The sequence below is a fragment of the Streptomyces sp. CB00316 genome, assembly GCF_001905595.1.
In the GTDB taxonomy this organism is placed as follows: domain Bacteria; phylum Actinomycetota; class Actinomycetes; order Streptomycetales; family Streptomycetaceae; genus Streptomyces.
In genome coordinates, this window is record NZ_LIXI01000004.1 from 373,462 (window position 1) to 392,631 (window position 19,170).

16 protein-coding genes are annotated in these 19,170 nt (G+C 69.4%); 15 read left to right on the plus strand and 1 reads right to left on the minus strand.

The annotated features are described in order from the left end of the window. Positions 1–88: 88 nt before the first annotated feature. The 15 genes from AMK21_RS13185 to recQ all read left to right on the plus strand — a co-directional run bounded on the left by AMK21_RS13185 (position 89) and on the right by recQ (position 18,411). Positions 89–448: an NADH-quinone oxidoreductase subunit A gene (locus AMK21_RS13185; RefSeq protein WP_003967084.1), complete on the plus strand. Its 360-nt coding sequence runs from the start codon at positions 89–91 to the stop codon at positions 446–448. Between the two features lie 17 nt (positions 449–465). Beyond that, positions 466–1,020 carry a NuoB/complex I 20 kDa subunit family protein gene (locus AMK21_RS13190; protein WP_018490715.1) on the plus strand — a complete coding sequence of 185 codons (555 nt, stop codon included), beginning with the start codon at positions 466–468 and terminating at the stop codon, positions 1,018–1,020. After that, positions 1,017–1,742, plus strand: a complete 726-nt coding sequence (locus AMK21_RS13195) for an NADH-quinone oxidoreductase subunit C (protein WP_073877421.1) — start codon at positions 1,017–1,019, stop codon at positions 1,740–1,742. Before AMK21_RS13190 ends, AMK21_RS13195 begins: the two co-directional genes overlap by 4 nt. Continuing rightward, positions 1,742–3,064, plus strand: coding sequence for an NADH-quinone oxidoreductase subunit D (locus AMK21_RS13200; RefSeq protein WP_018510689.1), 1,323 nt, complete (start codon positions 1,742–1,744; stop codon positions 3,062–3,064). The genes AMK21_RS13195 and AMK21_RS13200 overlap by 1 nt, the downstream gene beginning before the upstream one ends. Positions 3,065–3,090: 26 nt before the next feature. After that, positions 3,091–3,915 carry an NADH-quinone oxidoreductase subunit NuoE gene (nuoE, locus tag AMK21_RS13205; RefSeq protein ID WP_073877423.1) on the plus strand — a complete coding sequence of 275 codons (825 nt, stop codon included), beginning with the start codon at positions 3,091–3,093 and terminating at the stop codon, positions 3,913–3,915. After that, the gene (nuoF, locus tag AMK21_RS13210; RefSeq protein WP_073877425.1) at positions 3,915–5,294 is read left to right on the plus strand and encodes an NADH-quinone oxidoreductase subunit NuoF; all 1,380 of its coding nucleotides are present in this window, start codon (positions 3,915–3,917) and stop codon (positions 5,292–5,294) included. Before nuoE ends, nuoF begins: the two co-directional genes overlap by 1 nt. Continuing rightward, positions 5,291–7,801, plus strand: a complete 2,511-nt coding sequence (locus AMK21_RS13215) for an NADH-quinone oxidoreductase subunit G (RefSeq protein ID WP_073877427.1) — start codon at positions 5,291–5,293, stop codon at positions 7,799–7,801. The genes nuoF and AMK21_RS13215 overlap by 4 nt, the downstream gene beginning before the upstream one ends. Continuing rightward, the gene (gene nuoH, locus AMK21_RS13220; protein ID WP_073877429.1) at positions 7,801–9,201 is read left to right on the plus strand and encodes an NADH-quinone oxidoreductase subunit NuoH; all 1,401 of its coding nucleotides are present in this window, start codon (positions 7,801–7,803) and stop codon (positions 9,199–9,201) included. The genes AMK21_RS13215 and nuoH overlap by 1 nt, the downstream gene beginning before the upstream one ends. Next, the gene (gene nuoI / locus AMK21_RS13225) at positions 9,194–9,883 is read left to right on the plus strand and encodes an NADH-quinone oxidoreductase subunit NuoI (RefSeq protein WP_107429918.1); all 690 of its coding nucleotides are present in this window, start codon (positions 9,194–9,196) and stop codon (positions 9,881–9,883) included. Before nuoH ends, nuoI begins: the two co-directional genes overlap by 8 nt. Next, entirely contained in the window at positions 9,880–10,743 is an 864-nt protein-coding gene (locus AMK21_RS13230) for an NADH-quinone oxidoreductase subunit J (protein ID WP_073877433.1), read from the plus strand. Before nuoI ends, AMK21_RS13230 begins: the two co-directional genes overlap by 4 nt. After that, complete coding sequence (gene nuoK, locus AMK21_RS13235) at positions 10,740–11,039, plus strand: NADH-quinone oxidoreductase subunit NuoK (protein ID WP_018510682.1); 300 nt, start codon at positions 10,740–10,742, stop codon at positions 11,037–11,039. The genes AMK21_RS13230 and nuoK overlap by 4 nt, the downstream gene beginning before the upstream one ends. A gap of 13 nt (positions 11,040–11,052) precedes the next feature. Further along, positions 11,053–12,948 carry an NADH-quinone oxidoreductase subunit L gene (gene nuoL / locus AMK21_RS13240; protein WP_073877435.1) on the plus strand — a complete coding sequence of 632 codons (1,896 nt, stop codon included), beginning with the start codon at positions 11,053–11,055 and terminating at the stop codon, positions 12,946–12,948. A 4-nt stretch (positions 12,949–12,952) separates the two neighbouring features. Then, positions 12,953–14,524: an NADH-quinone oxidoreductase subunit M gene (locus AMK21_RS13245; protein ID WP_073877437.1), complete on the plus strand. Its 1,572-nt coding sequence runs from the start codon at positions 12,953–12,955 to the stop codon at positions 14,522–14,524. Beyond that, entirely contained in the window at positions 14,521–16,185 is a 1,665-nt protein-coding gene (nuoN, locus tag AMK21_RS13250) for an NADH-quinone oxidoreductase subunit NuoN (RefSeq protein WP_073877439.1), read from the plus strand. The genes AMK21_RS13245 and nuoN overlap by 4 nt, the downstream gene beginning before the upstream one ends. A 186-nt stretch (positions 16,186–16,371) precedes the next feature. After that, positions 16,372–18,411, plus strand: a complete 2,040-nt coding sequence (recQ, locus tag AMK21_RS13255; RefSeq protein WP_073877934.1) for a DNA helicase RecQ — start codon at positions 16,372–16,374, stop codon at positions 18,409–18,411. Positions 18,412–18,433: 22 nt separating this feature from the next. On the opposite strand, the gene AMK21_RS13260 is transcribed toward recQ, so the two are convergent. Then, on the minus strand, positions 18,434–19,042 hold the full coding sequence (locus tag AMK21_RS13260) for a Uma2 family endonuclease (protein ID WP_073877441.1): 609 nt from the start codon (positions 19,040–19,042) through the stop codon (positions 18,434–18,436). Positions 19,043–19,170: the final 128 nt, after the last annotated feature.

The window sequence follows — 19,170 nt, forward strand, 5'->3', positions numbered from 1 at the left end:
GCCTCACATGTGCACGATCTTGGTGAGGTGGCGAGCCGGTCGCCCGATGCGGTCCAACGGTCAAGGACGACTGGAAGGAGCGAGGAGCGTGAATGCCTACGCGCCCATCCTCGTGCTCGGCGCCCTGGGGGCAGGGTTTGCGATCTTTTCCGTGGTCATGGCCACGCTTATCGGCCCCAAGCGGTACAACCGGGCAAAGCTCGAAGCGTACGAGTGCGGTATCGAACCCACGCCGACACCGGCCGGAGGCGGCCGTTTTCCCATCAAGTACTACCTGACGGCGATGCTTTTCATCGTCTTCGACATCGAGATCGTCTTCCTCTATCCCTGGGCGGTCTCCTTCGACGCCCTGGGGATCTTCGGGCTCGTGGAGATGCTGCTCTTCGTGCTCACCGTCTTCGTCGCCTATGCGTATGTCTGGCGTCGCGGCGGCCTGGAATGGGACTGAGGGGCTGAGGGGCACACATGGGACTCGAAGAGAAGCTGCCTAGCGGCTTTGTGCTGACCACGGTCGAACAGGCCGCCGGCTGGGTGCGGAAGTCCTCCGTCTTCCCGGCCACGTTCGGCCTCGCCTGCTGCGCCATCGAGATGATGACGACCGGTGCGGGCCGCTACGACCTGGCCCGGTTCGGGATGGAGGTCTTCCGCGGATCGCCGCGTCAGGCGGACCTGATGATCGTCGCGGGCCGGGTGAGCCAGAAGATGGCGCCTGTCCTGCGCCAGGTCTACGACCAGATGCCGAACCCCAAGTGGGTCATCTCCATGGGCGTTTGCGCATCATCGGGCGGAATGTTCAACAATTACGCCATTGTGCAGGGTGTTGATCACATTGTTCCGGTCGATATCTATTTGCCGGGATGCCCGCCGCGTCCCGAGATGCTGCTGGACGCCATCCTGAAGCTCCACCAGAAGATCCAGGACGGCAAGCTCGGGGTCAACGCGGAGGAAGCCGCCCGCGAGGCGGAGGAAGCGGCCCTCAAGGCGCTGCCCCTGATCGAGATGAAGGGGCTCCTGCGGTGAGCGACAACACCCACGGCGAGGGGCGGAACGGCAACTCCGTACCCGCCCCGCGCGACACCGGCGGCGAGGTCATCCGCGTACGCAAGGGGATGTTCGGCGCCAACAACGGCGGCGACACCTCCGGTTACGGCGGCCTCATCCGCACCATCACCCTGCCGGGGGCCTCCTCCCGGCCGTACGGGGGGTGGTTCGACGAGGTGGCCGACGAGCTCGAAGGGGCCCTGGAGGAGCAGGACCTGCTCCCCGAGAACGCCATCGAGCGCACGGTCGTCGACCGCGACGAGCTCACCTTCCACATCGCCCGCGAGCACCTGGTCCAGGTCGCCCGCACCCTGCGCGACGACCCCGCCCTGCGCTTCGAACTCTGTACGGGCGTCAGCGGCGTCCACTTCCTCGCGGACAAGGGACGTGAGCTGCACGCCGTCTACCACCTGCGGTCCCTCACCCACGGCCGGATCATCCGGCTGGAGGTCTCCGCCCCGGACAGCGACCCGCACATCCCGTCCCTCGTCGAGGTCTATCCGACCAATGACTGGCACGAGCGCGAGGCGTACGACTTCTTCGGGCTCGTCTTCGACGGGCACCCGGCCCTGACCCGGATCATGATGCCGGACGACTGGCAGGGCTTCCCGCAGCGCAAGGACTACCCGCTCGGCGGCATCGCCGTCGAGTACAAGGGCGCCCAGATCCCGGCTCCGGACCAGCGGAGGTCGTACTCCTGATGACCACTCCCCACGCAACGCCCCGTGCCACGACCGAGGGGACTGTATATACAGTCACCGGCGGCGACTGGGACGAGGTCGTCGAATCCGCCGCCAAGTCCGACGACGAACGCATCATCGTCAACATGGGTCCCCAGCACCCGTCCACGCACGGCGTGCTGCGGCTGATCCTGGAGATCGACGGTGAGACCGTCACCGAGGCCCGCTGCGGCATCGGCTACCTCCACACCGGGATCGAGAAGAACCTCGAATTCCGCAACTGGACCCAGGGCACCACCTTCGTCACGCGCATGGACTACCTCACGCCGTTCTTCAACGAGACGGCGTACTGCCTGGGCGTCGAGAAGCTCCTCGGCATCGAGGACCAGATCCCCGACCGGGCCACGGTCCTGCGCGTGCTCCTCATGGAGCTCAACCGGATCTCCTCGCACCTGGTCTGCATCGCCACCGGCGGTATGGAGCTGGGCGCGACCACGATCATGATCTACGGCTTCCGCGACCGTGAACTGGTCCTCGACCTCTTCGAGCTGATCACCGGCCTCCGGATGAACCACGCGTTCGTCCGCCCCGGCGGCCTCGCCCAGGACCTGCCCCCGGGCGCGGTCGACGCGCTGCGCGAGTTCATCAAGACGATGAAGAAGAACCTGCCGGAGTACGACAAGCTCGCCACCGGCAACCCCATCTTCAAGGCCCGTATGAAGGACGTCGGCTACCTCGACCTCACCGGCTGCATGGCGCTCGGCGCCACCGGTCCGGTCCTGCGCTCCGCCGGGCTCCCGCACGACCTGCGCAAGAGCGACCCCTACTGCGGCTACGAGACCTACGACTTCGAGGTGCCGACCACCGACACCTGCGACTCCTACGGACGCTTCCTGATCCGCATGGACGAGATGCGCGAGTCGCTCCGGATCATCGAGCAGTGCCTGGAGCGTCTGGAGCCGGGCCCGGTCATGGTCGCGGACAAGAAGATCGCCTGGCCCGCCCAGCTCGCCCTCGGCGCGGACGGACTCGGCAACTCGCTCGACCACATCAGGAACATCATGGGCACCTCCATGGAAGCCCTGATCCACCACTTCAAGCTGGTGACCGAGGGCTTCCGGGTCCCCGCCGGGCAGACGTACACCGCCGTCGAGTCCCCCAAGGGAGAACTCGGCGTGCACGTCGTCTCCGACGGCGGCACCCGCCCCTACCGGGTCCACTTCCGCGACCCGTCCTTCACCAATCTGCAAGCCATGGCGGCGATGTGCGAGGGCGGCCAGGTCGCCGACGTGATCGTCGCCGTCGCGTCCATCGACCCCGTGATGGGAGGCGTCGACCGGTGACCGCAAACCAAGAGGTCAGTCTGGGGATGCCGCAGCTCCCCGCCCCCGCCTACCCGGCCGACGTGCGCGCCCGGCTCGACGCGGACGCGAAGGAGGTGATCGCCCGCTACCCGAACAGCCGTTCCGCCCTGCTGCCGCTGCTCCACCTCGTCCAGTCAGAGGAGGGGTACGTCTCCCGTACGGGGATGGCCTTCTGCGCCGAGACCCTCGACCTCACCACCGCCGAGGTCACGGCCGTCGCCACCTTCTACTCCATGTACCGGCGCAAGCCCGGTGGGGACTACCAGGTCGGGGTCTGCACCAACACCCTGTGCGCGGTCATGGGCGGCGACGCCATCTTCGACACGCTCAAGGAGCACCTCGGCGTCGGCAACAACGAGACGACCGACGACGGCAAGGTCACCCTCGAACACATCGAGTGCAACGCCGCCTGCGATTTCGCGCCCGTCGTGATGGTGAACTGGGAGTTCTTCGACAACCAGACGCCCGAGAGCGCCACGCGGCTCGTCGACGACCTGATCGCCGGACGGACCGTCGAGCCCAGCCGCGGCGCCCCGCTCTGCTCCTACAAGGAGACCGCCCGCATCCTGGCCGGCTTCCCCGACGAGCGCCCCGGCGCCGTCGAGGCCTCCGGTGGCGCGGGCCCCGCCTCCCTCGTCGGGCTCAAGCTCGCCAAGGGTGAGACCCTGCCGAAGGCACGGGTCGTCGCCCCGCGTGACGGACAGCCCAAGGACGGGCAGCCGCACGACCCTTCGCCGTCCGAGCACCTCAGCTCGCACGACGCACCGCAGCAGACCTCGGCCTCCGACCCGGAGCACCCGGCCGGGCCCGCAGCCGAGGAGGGGGAGTGATGACCTTGGCCGCCGAGATCGACCACAACGGGACGAGCCCCGAGAAGCTGCTCGCCCCCGTCCTCTCCTCCTTCTGGGACCAGCCCGACTCCTGGACCCTGGAGACCTACCGCCGCCACGAGGGGTACGAGGGGCTGCGCAAGGCGCTCGCCATGTCGCCCGACGACCTCATCGCGTACGTCAAGGACTCCGGTCTGCGCGGACGCGGCGGCGCAGGCTTCCCCACCGGGATGAAGTGGCAGTTCATCCCGCAGGGTGATGGCAAGCCGCACTATCTGGTTGTCAACGCCGACGAATCGGAGCCGGGGACCTGCAAGGACATCCCGCTCCTCTTCGCGAACCCGCACAGCCTCATCGAGGGCATCGTGATCGCCTGTTACGCGATCCGTTCGTCGCACGCGTTCATCTATCTGCGCGGTGAGGTCGTCCCCGTGCTGCGACGACTGCACGAGGCCGTACGAGAGGCGTACGAGGCGGGCTATCTGGGGACGAACGTCCTGGGCTCAGGGCTCGATCTGGAAGTCACGGTGCACGCAGGTGCCGGCGCGTACATCTGTGGTGAGGAAACCGCGCTGCTCGACTCTCTCGAAGGACGGCGTGGACAGCCCCGGCTGCGACCCCCCTTCCCCGCGGTCGCCGGTCTGTACGCCTGCCCCACCGTGGTGAACAACGTGGAGTCCATCGCCTCGGTTCCCGCGATCCTGAACAGGGGCAAGGACTGGTTCAAGTCGATGGGCAGCGAGAAGTCCCCGGGCTTCACGCTCTACTCGCTCAGCGGCCATGTCACCAGCCCCGGCCAGTACGAGGCACCGCTCGGCATCACGCTGCGCCAGCTCCTGGAGATGAGCGGCGGCATCCGGGCAGGTCACCGCCTGAAGTTCTGGACCCCGGGCGGCTCCTCCACCCCGATGTTCACCGACGAGCACCTCGACGTACCCCTCGACTACGAGGGCGTCGGCGCCGCCGGGTCCATGCTCGGCACCAAGGCGCTCCAGTGCTTCGACGAGACGACCTGCGTCGTGCGGGCCGTCACCCGCTGGACCGAGTTCTACGCCCACGAGTCCTGCGGCAAGTGCACGCCCTGCCGCGAAGGGACGTACTGGCTGGTCCAGTTGCTCCGCGACATCGAGGCGGGCAAGGGCCAGATGGCCGACCTGGACAAGCTGAACGACATCGCCGACAACATCAACGGCAAGTCGTTCTGCGCCCTCGGCGACGGCGCCGCCTCGCCGATCTTCTCCTCGCTGAAGTACTTCCGCGAGGAGTACGAACAGCACATCACGGGCAAGGGCTGCCCCTTCGATCCCGCGAAATCCACGGCCTGGGCCGACGACAAGAACGCCGACGGCAAGAACGCTCACCGGGGGGTGAACGCATGACAGTCACCACGAGTGCGCCCTCCGGGGGCGGCGAGGCGGCCATCCCGCCCGAGGACCTGGTCACGCTGACCATCGACGGCATCGAGATCAGCGTCCCCAAGGGGACCCTGGTCATCCGGGCCGCCGAACTCCTCGGCATCGAGATCCCGCGCTTCTGCGACCACCCGCTCCTCGACCCGGCCGGCGCCTGCCGCCAGTGCATCGTCGAGGTCGAGGGCCAGCGCAAGCCGATGGCCTCCTGCACCATCACCTGCACCGACGGCATGGTCGTCAAGTCGCAGATCACCTCTCCTGTCGCCGAGAAGGCGCAGAAGGGCGTGATGGAGCTGCTGCTGATCAACCATCCGCTGGACTGCCCGGTCTGCGACAAGGGCGGCGAGTGCCCGCTGCAGAACCAGGCGATGTCGCACGGCGGCGCCGACTCCCGCTTCGACGGGAAGAAGCGGACCTTCGAGAAGCCCGTGCCGATCTCCACCCAGGTGCTGCTGGACCGTGAGCGGTGCGTGCTCTGCGCGCGCTGCACCCGCTTCTCCAACCAGGTGGCGGGCGACCCGATGATCGAGCTGATCGAGCGCGGTGCCCTCCAGCAGGTCGGCACCGGCGAGGGCGACCCGTTCGAGTCGTACTTCTCCGGCAACACGATCCAGATCTGCCCGGTCGGCGCGCTGACCTCGGCGGCGTACCGCTTCCGCTCCCGCCCCTTCGACCTGGTCTCCACCCCCTCGGTGTGCGAGCAGTGCTCGGGCGGCTGCGGGATGCGCACCGACCACCGCCGTGGCAAGGTCATGCGGCGCCTCGCGGCCAACGAGCCCGAGGTCAACGAGGAGTGGATCTGCGACAAGGGGAGGTTCGGTTTCCGCTACGCCCAGCAGCGCGACCGGCTCACCACCCCGCTCGTCCGCAACGCCGACGGCGTCCTGGAGCCGGCGAGCTGGCCCGAGGCGCTCGAAGTGGCGGCGGCCGGACTCCTCGCCGCCCGCGGTCGTACCGGCGTCCTGACCGGCGGCCGGCTGACAGTCGAGGACTCCTACGCGTACAGCAAGTTCGCCCGGGTCGCCCTCGACACCAACGACATCGACTTCCGCTCCCGGGTCCATAGCGCCGAGGAGGCCGACTTCCTGGCCGCCCGGGTCGCCGGACGCGGCCGGGACCTGGACGGCGAGGGGGTCACGTACACCGCGCTGGAGAAGGCCCCCGCGGTCCTGCTCGTCGGGTTCGAGTCCGAGGAGGAGGCCCCCGGCGTCTTCCTCAGGCTCCGCAAGGCCCACCGCAGGAGCGGCCAGAGGACCTTCGCCCTCGCCTCGCACGCCACGCGCGGCCTGGTGAAGGCGGGTGGCACGCTGCTGCCCGCCGCCCCCGGCACCGAGACCGAGTGGCTGGACGCGCTCGCGGGCGGGGTCGGTCTGGAGGCCGAAGGGGCCGTCGCCGCCGAGGCGTTGCGCGGCGAGCACTCCCTGATCATCGTCGGTGAGCGGCTCGCGGGGGTGCCCGGCGCACTCTCCGCCGCCGTCCGGGCCGCCGCCGCGACCGGCGCACGCCTGGTGTGGATTCCGCGCCGGGCGGGCGACCGGGGCGCGGTCGAGGCGGGCGCGCTCCCCACCCTGCTGCCCGGCGGCCGCCCGGCCACCGACCCGCGGGCCCGGGACGAGGTGGCCGCCGTCTGGCGCGTCGCCGAACTGCCCTCCCGCCACGGCCGTGACACCGGCCAGATCATCGAGGCCGCGGCCACCGGCGAACTGGGCGCGCTGCTCGTCGCCGGCGTCGGCGTGGACGACCTGCCCGACCCGGCGCGTGCGCTGAAGGCCCTGGACGAGGTCGGGTTCCTGGTCTCCCTGGAGCTGCGGCCGAGCGAGGTCACCGCCCGGGCCGACGTGGTCTTCCCGGTCGCCGCCGTCGCGGAGAAGTCCGGCACCTTCCTCAACTGGGAGGGCCGGGTCCGGATGTTCCAGGCCGCGCTGAAGCCCGAGCAGATGCCCCGGACCCTCGCGCCGGTCGACTCCCGCGTGCTGCACATGCTGGCCGACGCCATGGACGTGCACTTCGCGCTGCCGGACCTGACCGCCGCCCGCCGCGAGCTGGACCGGCTCGGCGGCTGGGAGGGCGGCCACGCGGACGACCCGCGCGAGCCGGCGCAGCCGCTGCCCCGGCCCGGCGACGGCGAGGCGGTCCTCGCGGGCCACCGGATGCTGCTCGACCTCGGCCGGCTCCAGGAGGGCGACACCGCGCTCGCCGGAACCCGGCACGCCGCCGTCGCCCGGCTCTCCGCCACCACGGCGGCCGAGACCGGCGTCAAGGACGGCGACCCGCTCGCCGTCACCGGCCCCGCCGGCACCGTCGAACTCCCCCTCCAGGTCACCGACATGCCGGACCGCGTGGTCTGGGTGCCGCTGAACTCGGTGGGACGCGGCATCCCCGCCGACACCGGTGCGAACCCCGGCGGCCTGGTACGGATCGGCCCCGCCGCCGCACCGGGTGCTCCCGTCGAACCATCGGAGGTACGAGCGTGATGGGCCCCACCGCATTCACGACGGCACCCGGGCGTGCCGTCCTCGCCGCCGAGGATCTGTCGATGTTCGGCACCGACCCCTGGTGGCTGGTGCTGGTCAAGGCGGTCTTCTGCTTCGCGTTCCTGATGCTGATCGTGCTCTTCTCCATCGTGTGGGAGCGCAAGGTCGTCGCCTGGATGCAGCTGCGGATCGGCCCCAACCGGCACGGCCCCTGGGGACTGCTCCAGTCGCTCGCCGACGGCGTCAAACTGATGCTGAAGGAAGACGTCATCGTCAAGCGCGCGGACAAGGCGGTCTACGTCCTCGCGCCGATCCTCGCGGCGATCCCCGCCTTCATGGCGGTCGCGGTCATCCCGTTCGGGCCCGCGGGCAACGAGGTCTCGATCTTCGGCACCCGTACGACGATGCAGCTCACCGACCTGCCGATCGCCGCGCTCTACATCCTCGCCGTCGGAGCGGTCGGGGTGTACGGGTTCGTGCTCGGCGGCTGGTCCTCGGGCTCGACGTACCCGCTGCTCGGCGGGATCCGCTCGTGTGCCCAGATGATCAGTTACGAGATCGCCATGGGCGCCGCGTTCGCCTCGGTCTTCCTCTACTCCGGGTCTATGTCGACCTCCACCATCGTGGAGGCGCAGGGCGACCGGTGGTACATCATCCTGCTGCCGATGTCCTTCCTCATCTACATGGTGACGATGGTCGGGGAGGCCAGCCGGGCCCCGTTCGACATGCCGGAGTCCGAGGGTGACCTGGTCGGCGGCTTCAACACCGAGTACAGCTCGATCAAGTTCGCGATGTTCATGCTCGCCGAGTACATCCACATGGTGACCGTGTCGATGATCGCGGTGACGCTGTTCCTCGGCGGCTGGCGGGCCCCGTACCCGATCTCCGCGTTCTGGGAGGGGGCGAACCACGGCTGGTGGCCGATGCTCTGGTTCTTCCTGAAGCTCCAGGCGCTGATCTTCTTCTTCATCTGGCTGCGCGGCACCCTGCCACGCGTCCGCTACGACCAGCTGATGAAGCTCGGCTGGAAGGTCCTGATCCCGGTCTCCGTGGGCTGGCTGATGCTCGTCGCCACCGTCCGCGCGCTGCGGAACGAGGGCTACGACTTCTCCCGGATCGTGCTGTACGTCGGCGGGGCGGTGCTCGCCATCCTGCTGATCTCCCTGGTCGTCGACATGTTCCGCGACCGCAGGGTCAGGGCGCAGGAGGCGGAGGCCGGACCGGAGCCCTCATTCGACCCGATGGCGGGCGGGTTCCCGGTGCCACCCCTGCCCGGACAGAGCCTGCCGCCGGTGCCCAGGCGCGTACCGAGGCGCGAGCGGGAGCTCGTTGTCAGTGGCGGGTCGGATACTCAGAGTGACGGAAACGCGAGTGACGGAAAGGAGGCCGGCGGTGTCTGAGAAACCAGAGCTCACGGGCTCATCGGGATCCGCTGGGTCCTCGGGCGAATCGGGAGCGGCGGGGGAGAAGTTCCAGAACCCCGTGGCCGGCTTCGGCGTGACCTTCAAGGCCATGTTCAAGAAGCGGCTCACCGAGCAGTACCCGGAGACGCCGAAGGTGACGGCGCCCCGCTTCCACGGCCGCCACCAGCTCAACCGCCACCCGGACGGCCTGGAGAAGTGCGTCGGCTGCGAGCTGTGCGCCTGGGCGTGTCCGGCGGACGCCATCTACGTGGAAGGCGCGGACAACACCGAGGAGGAGCGCTACTCCCCGGGCGAGCGCTACGGCCGCGTCTACCAGATCAACTACGCGCGCTGCATCCTCTGCGGACTGTGCATCGAGGCCTGCCCCACTCGGGCGCTGACGATGACGAACGAGTTCGAGCTCGCCAACACCACCCGCGAGAGCCTCATCTATACCAAGGACGAGCTGCTCGCGGGCCTGGAGGAAGGCATGGTCGACAGCCCGCACGCGATCTTCCCGGGCATGGACGAACAGGACTACTACCGGGGCCTGGTCACCGAGGCCGCCCCCGGTACGGTGCAGCAGCCGGCGCTCTCCAAGGGCAGGACCGAGACCGGGGCGTCCGTCGTCATCACCCCGGACGGCAAGGCCCACGAGGACGAGGGGGCGGGCGCATGAGCGTGATCGCCGCGGCCACCACCTCGACCGGTGAGGCCGTCCAGTTCTGGATCCTGGGGACCGTCGCCGTGATCGGCGCCTTCTCCACGATCCTGCTGAAGAAGTCGGTGCACAGCGCCCTGGCGCTCGCCGGGACCATGGTCGTCCTGGCCGTCTTCTACCTCGCCAACGGCGCCTATTTCCTCGGCATCGTCCAGATCATCGTCTACACCGGCGCGATCATGATGCTCTTCCTCTTCGTCGTGATGCTCGTCGGCGTCACCGCGGCGGACTCCCTCAAGGAGACCCTCAAGGGGCAGCGCTGGCTGGCCGTCGCCTGCGGCCTCGGCTTCGGCATCCTGCTGATCGGGGGCATCGGCAACGCCTCGCTCTCCGCCTTCAACGGGCTCGGCGCCGCCAACGCCCTGCACGGCGGGAACGTCGAGGGGCTCGCCAACCTCATCTTCACGAAGTACGTCTTCGCCTTCGAGATCACCGGCGCCCTGCTGATCACCGCGACCGTCGGGGCGATGGTGCTCACGCACCGCGAGCGCACCGAACGGGCCAAGACCCAGCGGGAGATGTCCGAGGAGCGCGTGCGCGGCAAGCACCTCCCGCCGCTGCCCGCTCCCGGTGTCTACGCCCGGCACAACGCGGTGGACATCGCCGGCCTGCTGCCCGACGGCACCCCGTCCGAGCTCACCGTCATGAAGACGCTGCGCGACCGGGGCCAGATCCGCGATGTCTCCCAGGAGGCCCTCGCCGATCTCAAGGCCCTGGAGCAGCGCTCCGGCGAGCGGCTCGGACGTGAGGACGCGGACGCCGTGGCACGCGGGGCGAACCCCGCCTCCGCGGCGGAGAATTCGGAGGCCGCCCAGTGAACCCGGTCAACTATCTCTACCTCGCGGCCCTGCTGTTCGCGATCGGCGCCTCCGGGGTGCTGATCCGGCGGAACGTGATCGTGCTGTTCATGTGCGTCGAGCTGATGCTCAACGCGTGCAACCTGGCGCTCGTCACGTTCTCCCGGATGCACGGAAACCTCGACGGACAGATCGTCGCGTTCTTCGTGATGGTCGTCGCCGCCGCGGAAGTCGTCGTCGGGCTCGCGATCATCGTGTCGTTGTTCCGCTCCCGCCACTCGGCCTCGGTCGACGACGCCAGCCTGATGAAGCTGTAAGGGGACCGGAATCGTGGAGAACCTGATCGCGCTGCTCGTCGCGGCGCCCCTGCTCGGAGCGGCGGTCCTGCTCTGCGGCGGCCGCCGTCTGGACCGGGTCGGGCACTGGCTCGGCACCGTGCTCGCCGCCGCCTCGTTCGTCATCGGCGTCGTCCTCTTCGCCGACATGCTGGGGAAGGGCGCCGAGGACCGGGCCTTGCACCAGCACCTGTTCAGCTGGATTCCGGTGGAGGGCTTCCAGGCCGACATCGCCTTCCAGCTCGACCAGCTGTCGATGACGTTCGTCCTACTCATCACCGGTGTGGGCACCCTGATCCACATCTACTCCATCGGCTACATGGAGCACGACGAGCGCAGGCGCCGCTTCTTCGGCTATCTCAACCTGTTCCTCGCGGCGATGCTGATCCTGGTCATCGCCGACAACTACCTGCTGCTGTACGTCGGGTGGGAGGGCGTCGGTCTGGCGTCGTACCTGCTCATCGGTTTCTGGCAGCACAAGCCCAGCGCGGCCACCGCCGCGAAGAAGGCGTTCCTGGTCAACCGCGTCGGTGACGTGGGGCTGTCGATCGCCATCATGCTGATGTTCACCACCTTCGGCACCTTCGCCTTCGGGCCGGTGCTGGAGGCGACCGGTGACACCAGCGAGGGCAAGCTGACGGCGATCGGCCTGATGCTGCTGCTCGCCGCGTGCGGCAAGTCGGCCCAGGTGCCGCTCCAGTCCTGGCTCGGTGACGCGATGGAGGGCCCGACCCCGGTCTCCGCCCTCATCCACGCCGCGACCATGGTCACCGCCGGTGTCTATCTGATCGTCCGCTCCGGCGCCATCTTCAACGGTGCTCCGGACGCCCAGCTGGTCGTCGCCATCGTCGGCGCGGTCACGCTGATCTTCGGTGCGATCGTCGGTTGCGCCAAGGACGACATCAAGAAGGCGCTCGCGGGCTCCACGATGTCGCAGATCGGCTACATGATCCTCGCCGCGGGCCTCGGTCCGATCGGGTACATCTTCGCGATCATGCACCTGGTGACGCACGGCTTCTTCAAGGCCGGGCTCTTCCTGGGGGCCGGTTCGGTGATGCACGGCATGAACGACGAGGTCGACATGCGCAAGTACGGCGGCCTGCGGAAGTACATGCCGGTCACCTTCATCACCTTCGGCCTCGGCTATCTCGCCATCATCGGCTTCCCGGGCCTGTCCGGCTTCTTCTCCAAGGACAAGATCATCGAGGCGGCCTTCGCCAAGGGCGGCACCGAGGGCTGGATCCTCGGCTCCGTCGCCCTTCTCGGAGCCGCGATCACCGCGTTCTACATGACGCGCGTGATGCTGATGACGTTCTTCGGCGAGAAGCGCTGGCAGCCCGACGCCGAGGGCCGTGAGCCGCACCCGCACGAGTCCCCGAAGTCCATGACGATCCCGATGATCGTGCTGGCCGTCGGATCGGTCTTCGCCGGTGGCTTCTTCGCCATCGGTGACCGCTTCGTCAACTGGCTGGAGCCGGTCACCGGTTACGACCACGGGCACTCCCCGCTGAGCGTGGCCACCGTCACCGGAGCCACCGTGGTGGCCCTGGTCATCGGCGTCGCGGTCGCCTGGACGATGTACGGGCGCAAGCCGGTGCCCGTCGTGGCCCCGCGCGGCTCGCTGCTCACCCGGGCGGCCCGCCGCGACCTGCTCCAGGACGACTTCAACCACGTCGTCCTGGTCCGCGGCGGCGAGCACCTCACCCGCTCGCTCGTCTACGTCGACCACTCCCTGGTCGACGGCGTCGTCAACGGCACGGCCGCCTCGGTCGGCGGGCTCTCCGGCCGGCTGCGCAAGCTGCAGAACGGCTACGCCCGCTCCTACGCGGTCTCGATGTTCGGCGGTGCGGCGGTCGTCATCGCCGCGACCCTGCTGATGAGGGCGGTCTGATCACATGTCCTTTCCCCTCCTGACCGCGACGGCGGCGCTCCCGGCCATCGGAGCCATCGCCACCGCCGCCGTCCCCGCCGCACAGCGCACCGTGGCCAAGTGGGTCGCGCTGTTCTTCTCGCTCTCCACGCTCGTCCTGGCGGGCATCGTCTTCGCCCGCTTCGAGCCGGGCGGCGACCGCTACCAACTGACCGAGTCCAAGGCCTGGATCGCCGATTTCGGCGTCCGGTACGAACTGGGCGTGGACGGCATCGGGGTGGCGCTCCTCGGGCTCACCGCGCTGCTGATCCCGTTCGTCATCGTGGCCGGCTGGCACGACGCCGACCCCCTGGAGACGAAGTCCTCGCGCTGGCGCCCCACCCAGGGCTTCTTCGCGCTGATCCTCATGGTCGAGGCCATGGTGATCCTGTCGTTCCTCGCGACCGACGTCTTCCTCTTCTACATCCTGTTCGAAGCCATGCTGATCCCGATGTACTTCCTCATCGGCGGCTTCGGGGACCGGGCCCACGCGGGCAGCGACGAGAACGCCGCGAAGCAACGCTCGTACGCGGCGGTCAAGTTCCTCCTGTACAACCTGGCCGGCGGCCTGATCATGCTGGCCGCCGTCATCGGGCTGTACGTGGTCGCGGGGAGCTTCTCGCTCTCCGAGATCGCCGCGGCCCGGGCCGACGGCACCCTGGAGATGGCGACCTCCACCGAGCGGTGGCTCTTCCTCGGGTTCTTCCTCGCCTTCGCGATCAAGGCCCCGCTCTGGCCGCTGCACACCTGGCTGCCCAACGCGATGGGCGAGGCGACCGCACCGGTCGCCGTGCTCATCACCGCGATCGTCGACAAGGTCGGCACCTTCGCGATGCTCCGCTTCTGCCTCGGGCTCTTCCCGGAGGCCAGCAAGTGGGCGACCCCGGTCGTCATCGCCCTGGCGCTCGTCTCCATCGTCTACGGAGCACTGCTCGCGGTCGGCCAGCGCGACATCAAGCGGCTCATCGCCTACGCCTCGATCTCGCACTTCGGCTTCATCATCCTGGGCATCTTCGCGATGACCAGCCAGGGCCAGTCGGGCGCCACGCTCTACATGGTCAACCACGGCATCTCCACCGCCGCGCTGCTGCTGGTCGCCGGATTCCTCATCACCCGGCGCGGCTCGCGGCTCATCGCGGACTACGGCGGGGTGCAGAAGGTCGCCCCCGTCCTGGCGGGCACCTTCCTCATCGGCGGTCTGGCGACGCTGTCGCTGCCGGGGCTCGCCCCGTTCGTCAGCGAGTTCCTGGTCCTCGTCGGCACGTTCAGCGCCTATCCGGTGGCCGGGATCATCGCCACCTCCGGCATCGTGCTCGCCGCGGTCTACGTCCTCGTCCTCTACCAGCGGACGATGACCGGCCCGGTCAACGAGTCGGTCCGCACCATGCCCGACCTCAAGGCGCGTGAGCTGGTGGTCGCCGTACCGCTGATCGCGCTCCTGCTCTTCCTGGGCGTCTTCCCGAAGCCGCTCACCGAGGTCGTCAACCCGGCGGTCAAGCACACCATGTCCGACGTACAGAAGAAGGACCCCCAGCCCGAGGTGGAGGCCGCCAAGTGAGCGCAACAGCTGTCCACAGCCTGTGGACGACGGCGAGCGGGGTGACATCCGCAGCCCCGGGGGACCGCTTCACGGCGCCCACGATCGAGTACGCCCAGCTCGCGCCCGTCCTGATCATCGTGATCGGCGCCGTCCTGGGCATCCTGGTGGAGGCCTTCGTACCGCGTAAGGCCCGCTACCACGCCCAGCTCCTGCTGACCGTGGTGGCGCTGGCCGCCGCGTTCGCCGCCGTGGTGTCCCTCGCGGCCGGCGGGTACGCCACGACGAAGGCCCAGATCGCGGCCATGGGCGCCATCGCGATCGACGGCCCCACCCTGTTCCTCCAGGGGACCATTCTCCTGGTCTCCGTGGTGGCCGTCTTCACCTTCGCCGAACGGCGGCTCGACCCCACCGCCCACGGCAACCGGGTCGACTCCTTCGCCGCCCAGGCCGGTACGGTCCCCGGCAGCGACGCCGAGAAGGCCGCCGTCCGCGCGGGCTTCGCCACCACCGAGGTCTTCCCGCTGGTCCTGTTCTCGGTGGCGGGCATGCTCGTCTTCCCCGCCGCCAACGACCTGCTGACCCTCTTCATCGCGCTGGAAGTCTTCTCGCTCCCGCTCTACCTCCTGTGCGCCGTCGCCCGCCGCAAGCGGCTGATGTCGCAGGAGGCGGCCGTGAAGTACTTCCTGCTCGGCGCGTTCTCCTCGGCGTTCCTGCTCTTCGGGATCGCCCTCCTCTACGGCTACGCGGGCTCCCTCTCGTACGCCACCATCGCCAACGTCGTCGACGGCTCGGTCCTGGAGATCGACCCCGCCCTCGCCGGCACCATGGGCAACGACGCGCTGCTGCTCATCGGCGGCGCGCTGATCCTGGTCGGCCTGCTCTTCAAGGTCGGTGCCGTCCCGTTCCACATGTGGACCCCGGACGTCTACCAGGGCGCCCCGACCCCGGTCACCGGCTTCATGGCGGCCGCCACCAAGGTCGCCGCGTTCGGCGCGCTGCTGCGCCTGCTGTACGTGGTGCTCCCCGGGCTCACCTGGGACCTGCGGCCGGTCCTGTGGGCGGTGGCCATCATCACGATGCTGGGCGGGGCGGTCGTCGCGATCACCCAGACCGACATCAAGCGGCTGCTGGCCTACTCCTCCATCGCGCACGCGGGCTTCATCCTCGCCGGTGTCATCGCGACCAGCCCGGAGGGGGTCTCCTCGGTCCTCTTCTACCTGGGCGCGTACTCCTTCGTGACGGTCGGCGCGTTCGCCGTCGTCACACTGGTGCGGGACGCGGGCGGCGAGGCCACGCACCTGTCGAAGTGGGCCGGGCTCGGCCGCCGCTCGCCGCTGACCGCGGCGGTCTTCGCGGTGTTCCTGCTGGCCTTCGCCGGGATCCCGCTCACCTCGGGGTTCTCCGGCAAGTTCGCCGTCTTCAAGGCGGCGGCGGAGAGCGGAGCGGGCGCGCTGGTCGTGGTCGGTGTGATCTCGTCGGCGATCGCGGCCTTCTTCTACATCCGCGTGATCGTCCTGATGTTCTTCAGCGAGCCGAAGGCGGACGGCCCCACGGTCGCCGTCCCGTCCCCGCTGACCATGACGACGATCGCGGTGGGTGTGGCGGTCACGCTGGTGCTGGGCCTGGCCCCGCAGTACTTCCTGGACCTCGCGGGCCAGGCGGGGATCTTCGTGCGGTAGGCGATTCTCCCGCAGAACAGCGCCGGACGGTCCGTTATCCACAGGACCGTCCGGCGTTGTCGTAGGAGCCGCCTATCGTGGTGGGGGACGGAGAGCGGACGGACAAGGGCCGGACGGCGCGGACGGTAGGGGTTACGGACCGGTCGGCCGCGGACCCCGGGGGACAGAGCGTTGGGAAGCGTGACCATGGATGTGACCGGGACGGTGACCGGCAACGGGACCGACACCGCTGACCGCTCCGAGACCGAGGCGCAGCGGACGCTGCACCGGGTCTTCGGATACGACGCGTTCCGCGGCGAGCAGGGCGCGGTCATCGAGCATGTGGTGTCCGGCGGGGACGCCGTCGTGCTCATGCCGACCGGCGGCGGGAAGTCCCTCTGCTATCAGATCCCGTCCCTGGTCAGGCGCGGTACCGGGGTCGTCGTCTCCCCGCTGATCGCCCTCATGCAGGACCAGGTCGACGCCTTGCGCGCGCTCGGTGTGCGGGCCGGCTTCATGAACTCCACGCAGGACTTCGACGAGCGCCGCTCGATGGAGGCCCAGTTCCTCGCGGGCGAGCTGGACCTGCTCTACCTGGCGCCGGAGCGGCTGCGGCTGGACTCCACGCTCTCGCTGCTGGCCCGGGGCGAGATCTCCGTCTTCGCGATCGACGAGGCGCACTGCGTCGCCCAGTGGGGCCACGACTTCCGCCCCGACTACCTGGCCCTGTCCGTGCTCGGCGAGCGCTGGCCGGACGTCCCGCGCATCGCCCTGACGGCGACCGCCACGGGCGCCACGCACGAGGAGATCACCCGCCGCCTCGGCATGCCGGAGGCGAAGCACTTCGTCGCCAGCTTCGACCGGCCCAACATCCAGTACCGGATCGTCCCGAAGTCCGACCCGAAGAAGCAGCTCCTCACCTTCCTCAAGGAGGAGCACGAGGGGGACGCGGGCATCGTCTACTGCCTCTCGCGCGCCTCCACGGAGAAGATCGCGGACTATCTGACCCGAAACGGCATCAACGCCGTCCCGTACCACGCGGGCCTCGACGCCTCGACGCGCGCCACCCACCAGGCGCGCTTCCTCCGCGAGGAGGGCCTCGTCGTCGTCGCGACCATCGCCTTCGGCATGGGCATCGACAAGCCCGACGTCCGCTTCGTCGCCCACCTGGACCTCCCGAAGTCCGTCGAGGGGTACTACCAGGAGACCGGCCGCGCGGGCCGCGACGGGGAGCCGTCGACGGCCTGGATGGCGTACGGACTCCAGGACGTCGTCCAGCAGCGCAAGCTCATCCAGGGCGGCGAGGGCGACGAGGCACACCGCCGCCGGGCCGCCGCCCACCTGGACTCGATGCTGGCGCTCTGCGAGACGGTCCAGTGCCGCCGGGCCCAGCTGCTCACCTACTTCGGCCAGGAGCCCACGGCCGCGAACTGCGGCAACTGCGACACCTGCCTGACCCCGCCGGAGACCTGGGACGGCACGGTCGTCTCGCAGAAGCTGCTCTCCACGGTGGTCCGCCTCAAGCGTGAGCGGAACCAGAAGTTCGGCGCGGGCCAGATCATCGACATCCTGCTCGGCCGCAAGACCGCCAAGGTCATCCAGTTCGACCACGACCAACTCTCCGTCTTCGGCATCGGCGAGGAGCTGGCCGAGGCGGAGTGGCGCGGCGTGGTGCGCCAGCTGCTGGCGCAGGGCCTGCTCGCGGTCGAGGGGGAGTACGGCACGCTGGTCCTCACCGACGACAGCGCCACGGTCCTCGGCCGGGAGCGCGAGGTGCTGCTCCGCAAGGAGCCGAAGAAGCCCACGACCCGCTCGTCGTCCTCGGCCGGCGGCTCCAAGGGCGCCAAGGGCAAGGCGGCTGCGGCCGACCTCCCCGCCTCCGCGGTCCCGGTCTTCGAGGCGCTGCGCGCCTGGCGCGGGGCGACGGCCAAGGAGCAGGGCGTCCCGGCGTACGTGATCTTCCACGACGCGACGCTGCGGGAGATCGCGACCCTGCACCCGTCCTCGCTCGCGGAGCTGGGCGGGATCAGCGGCCTGGGCGAGAAGAAGCTCGCGACGTACGGGGAGGGCGTGCTGGAGGTCCTGGGGGAGACGTCCCCCGGGGCGGCGGCTGCTTCGGAGGCTCCCGCGCCGACGGCTCCCGCGCCCCGTCAGGCGGCGTCCCCGGCCCGCACCACTGCCCCGGCGACCCCGCAGCACAGCGACCCCGAGTTCGCCTGGGACGAGGAGCCGCCCGAGTACGAGTGAGGCGCGGCCCGGGCGGTGGGACCTACTGCGGGTCCGCCGCGCGGCGGCGCGGCGTGATCGCCGTCAGGTCCAGGTCCACGGGGAACGGCACCGACACCTTCATCCGGTCGTGGAAGATCCCCGTCGAGGTGTACGCCCCCGTGGCCGGCTCCCGCTCGAAGACGTACACCACGGCCCGCCCGTCGTGGTTCTCCACCCGCCAGTAGTGGGGGATCGTCGCGCGGGCGTACTTCACGGGCTTGGTCTCCCGGTCGCGGGACCGGGACTCGGGGGAGACGACCTCGACGGCGAGGCGCACCGACTCGGCAGGAAAGCGGGTCTGGTCCGGGTCCTGGATGATGTCACCTTCAATGACGATCACATCGGGCTCGGGCCGGTTGTAGCGGTCGATGTCGATGGTGAACTCGCGCACGACCTCCAGCTCCGGCGGGGCCAGCGACTGCAGCTGCCAGTTGAAGAAGTCGACCGCTCGCGAATGGAACAAGGTCTGCGGACTCACGAAAACGAGGCTCCCGTCGATCAGCTCCGTGTGCGGAGGCAGATTCGGGAGTGTGTCCAGGTCATCGGCGGTCCAGCCGCCCTCGGGCGGGACCGCCCACCGCGGCTCGGAGGCCTCGGGTTCGATGCTCATCATTGCTCCCATGGGGAGGAGTCTCGCGGGCCTGACCAGCGTATCCGCCGGGAACCGGATGAGGCTCCCCCGAACGTGTGAACGCCTCACGCACCGCTGACCGGACCCGGCACCCTCTCAGTCACCGC

Coding starts and splice junctions, on each gene's coding strand:
- AMK21_RS13190 (WP_018490715.1), top strand. CDS start 466: ATGGGACTCGAAGAGAAGCTGCCTAGCGGCTTTGTGCTGACCACGGTC.
- AMK21_RS13200 (WP_018510689.1), top strand. CDS start 1,742: ATGACCACTCCCCACGCAACGCCCCGTGCCACGACCGAGGGGACTGTA.
- nuoE (WP_073877423.1), top strand. CDS start 3,091: ATGCCGCAGCTCCCCGCCCCCGCCTACCCGGCCGACGTGCGCGCCCGG.
- nuoF (WP_073877425.1), top strand. CDS start 3,915: ATGACCTTGGCCGCCGAGATCGACCACAACGGGACGAGCCCCGAGAAG.
- AMK21_RS13215 (WP_073877427.1), top strand. CDS start 5,291: ATGACAGTCACCACGAGTGCGCCCTCCGGGGGCGGCGAGGCGGCCATC.
- nuoH (WP_073877429.1), top strand. CDS start 7,801: ATGGGCCCCACCGCATTCACGACGGCACCCGGGCGTGCCGTCCTCGCC.
- AMK21_RS13230 (WP_073877433.1), top strand. CDS start 9,880: ATGAGCGTGATCGCCGCGGCCACCACCTCGACCGGTGAGGCCGTCCAG.
- AMK21_RS13245 (WP_073877437.1), top strand. CDS start 12,953: ATGTCCTTTCCCCTCCTGACCGCGACGGCGGCGCTCCCGGCCATCGGA.
- recQ (WP_073877934.1), top strand. CDS start 16,372: ATGGATGTGACCGGGACGGTGACCGGCAACGGGACCGACACCGCTGAC.
- AMK21_RS13260 (WP_073877441.1), bottom strand. CDS start 19,042: ATGAGCATCGAACCCGAGGCCTCCGAGCCGCGGTGGGCGGTCCCGCCC.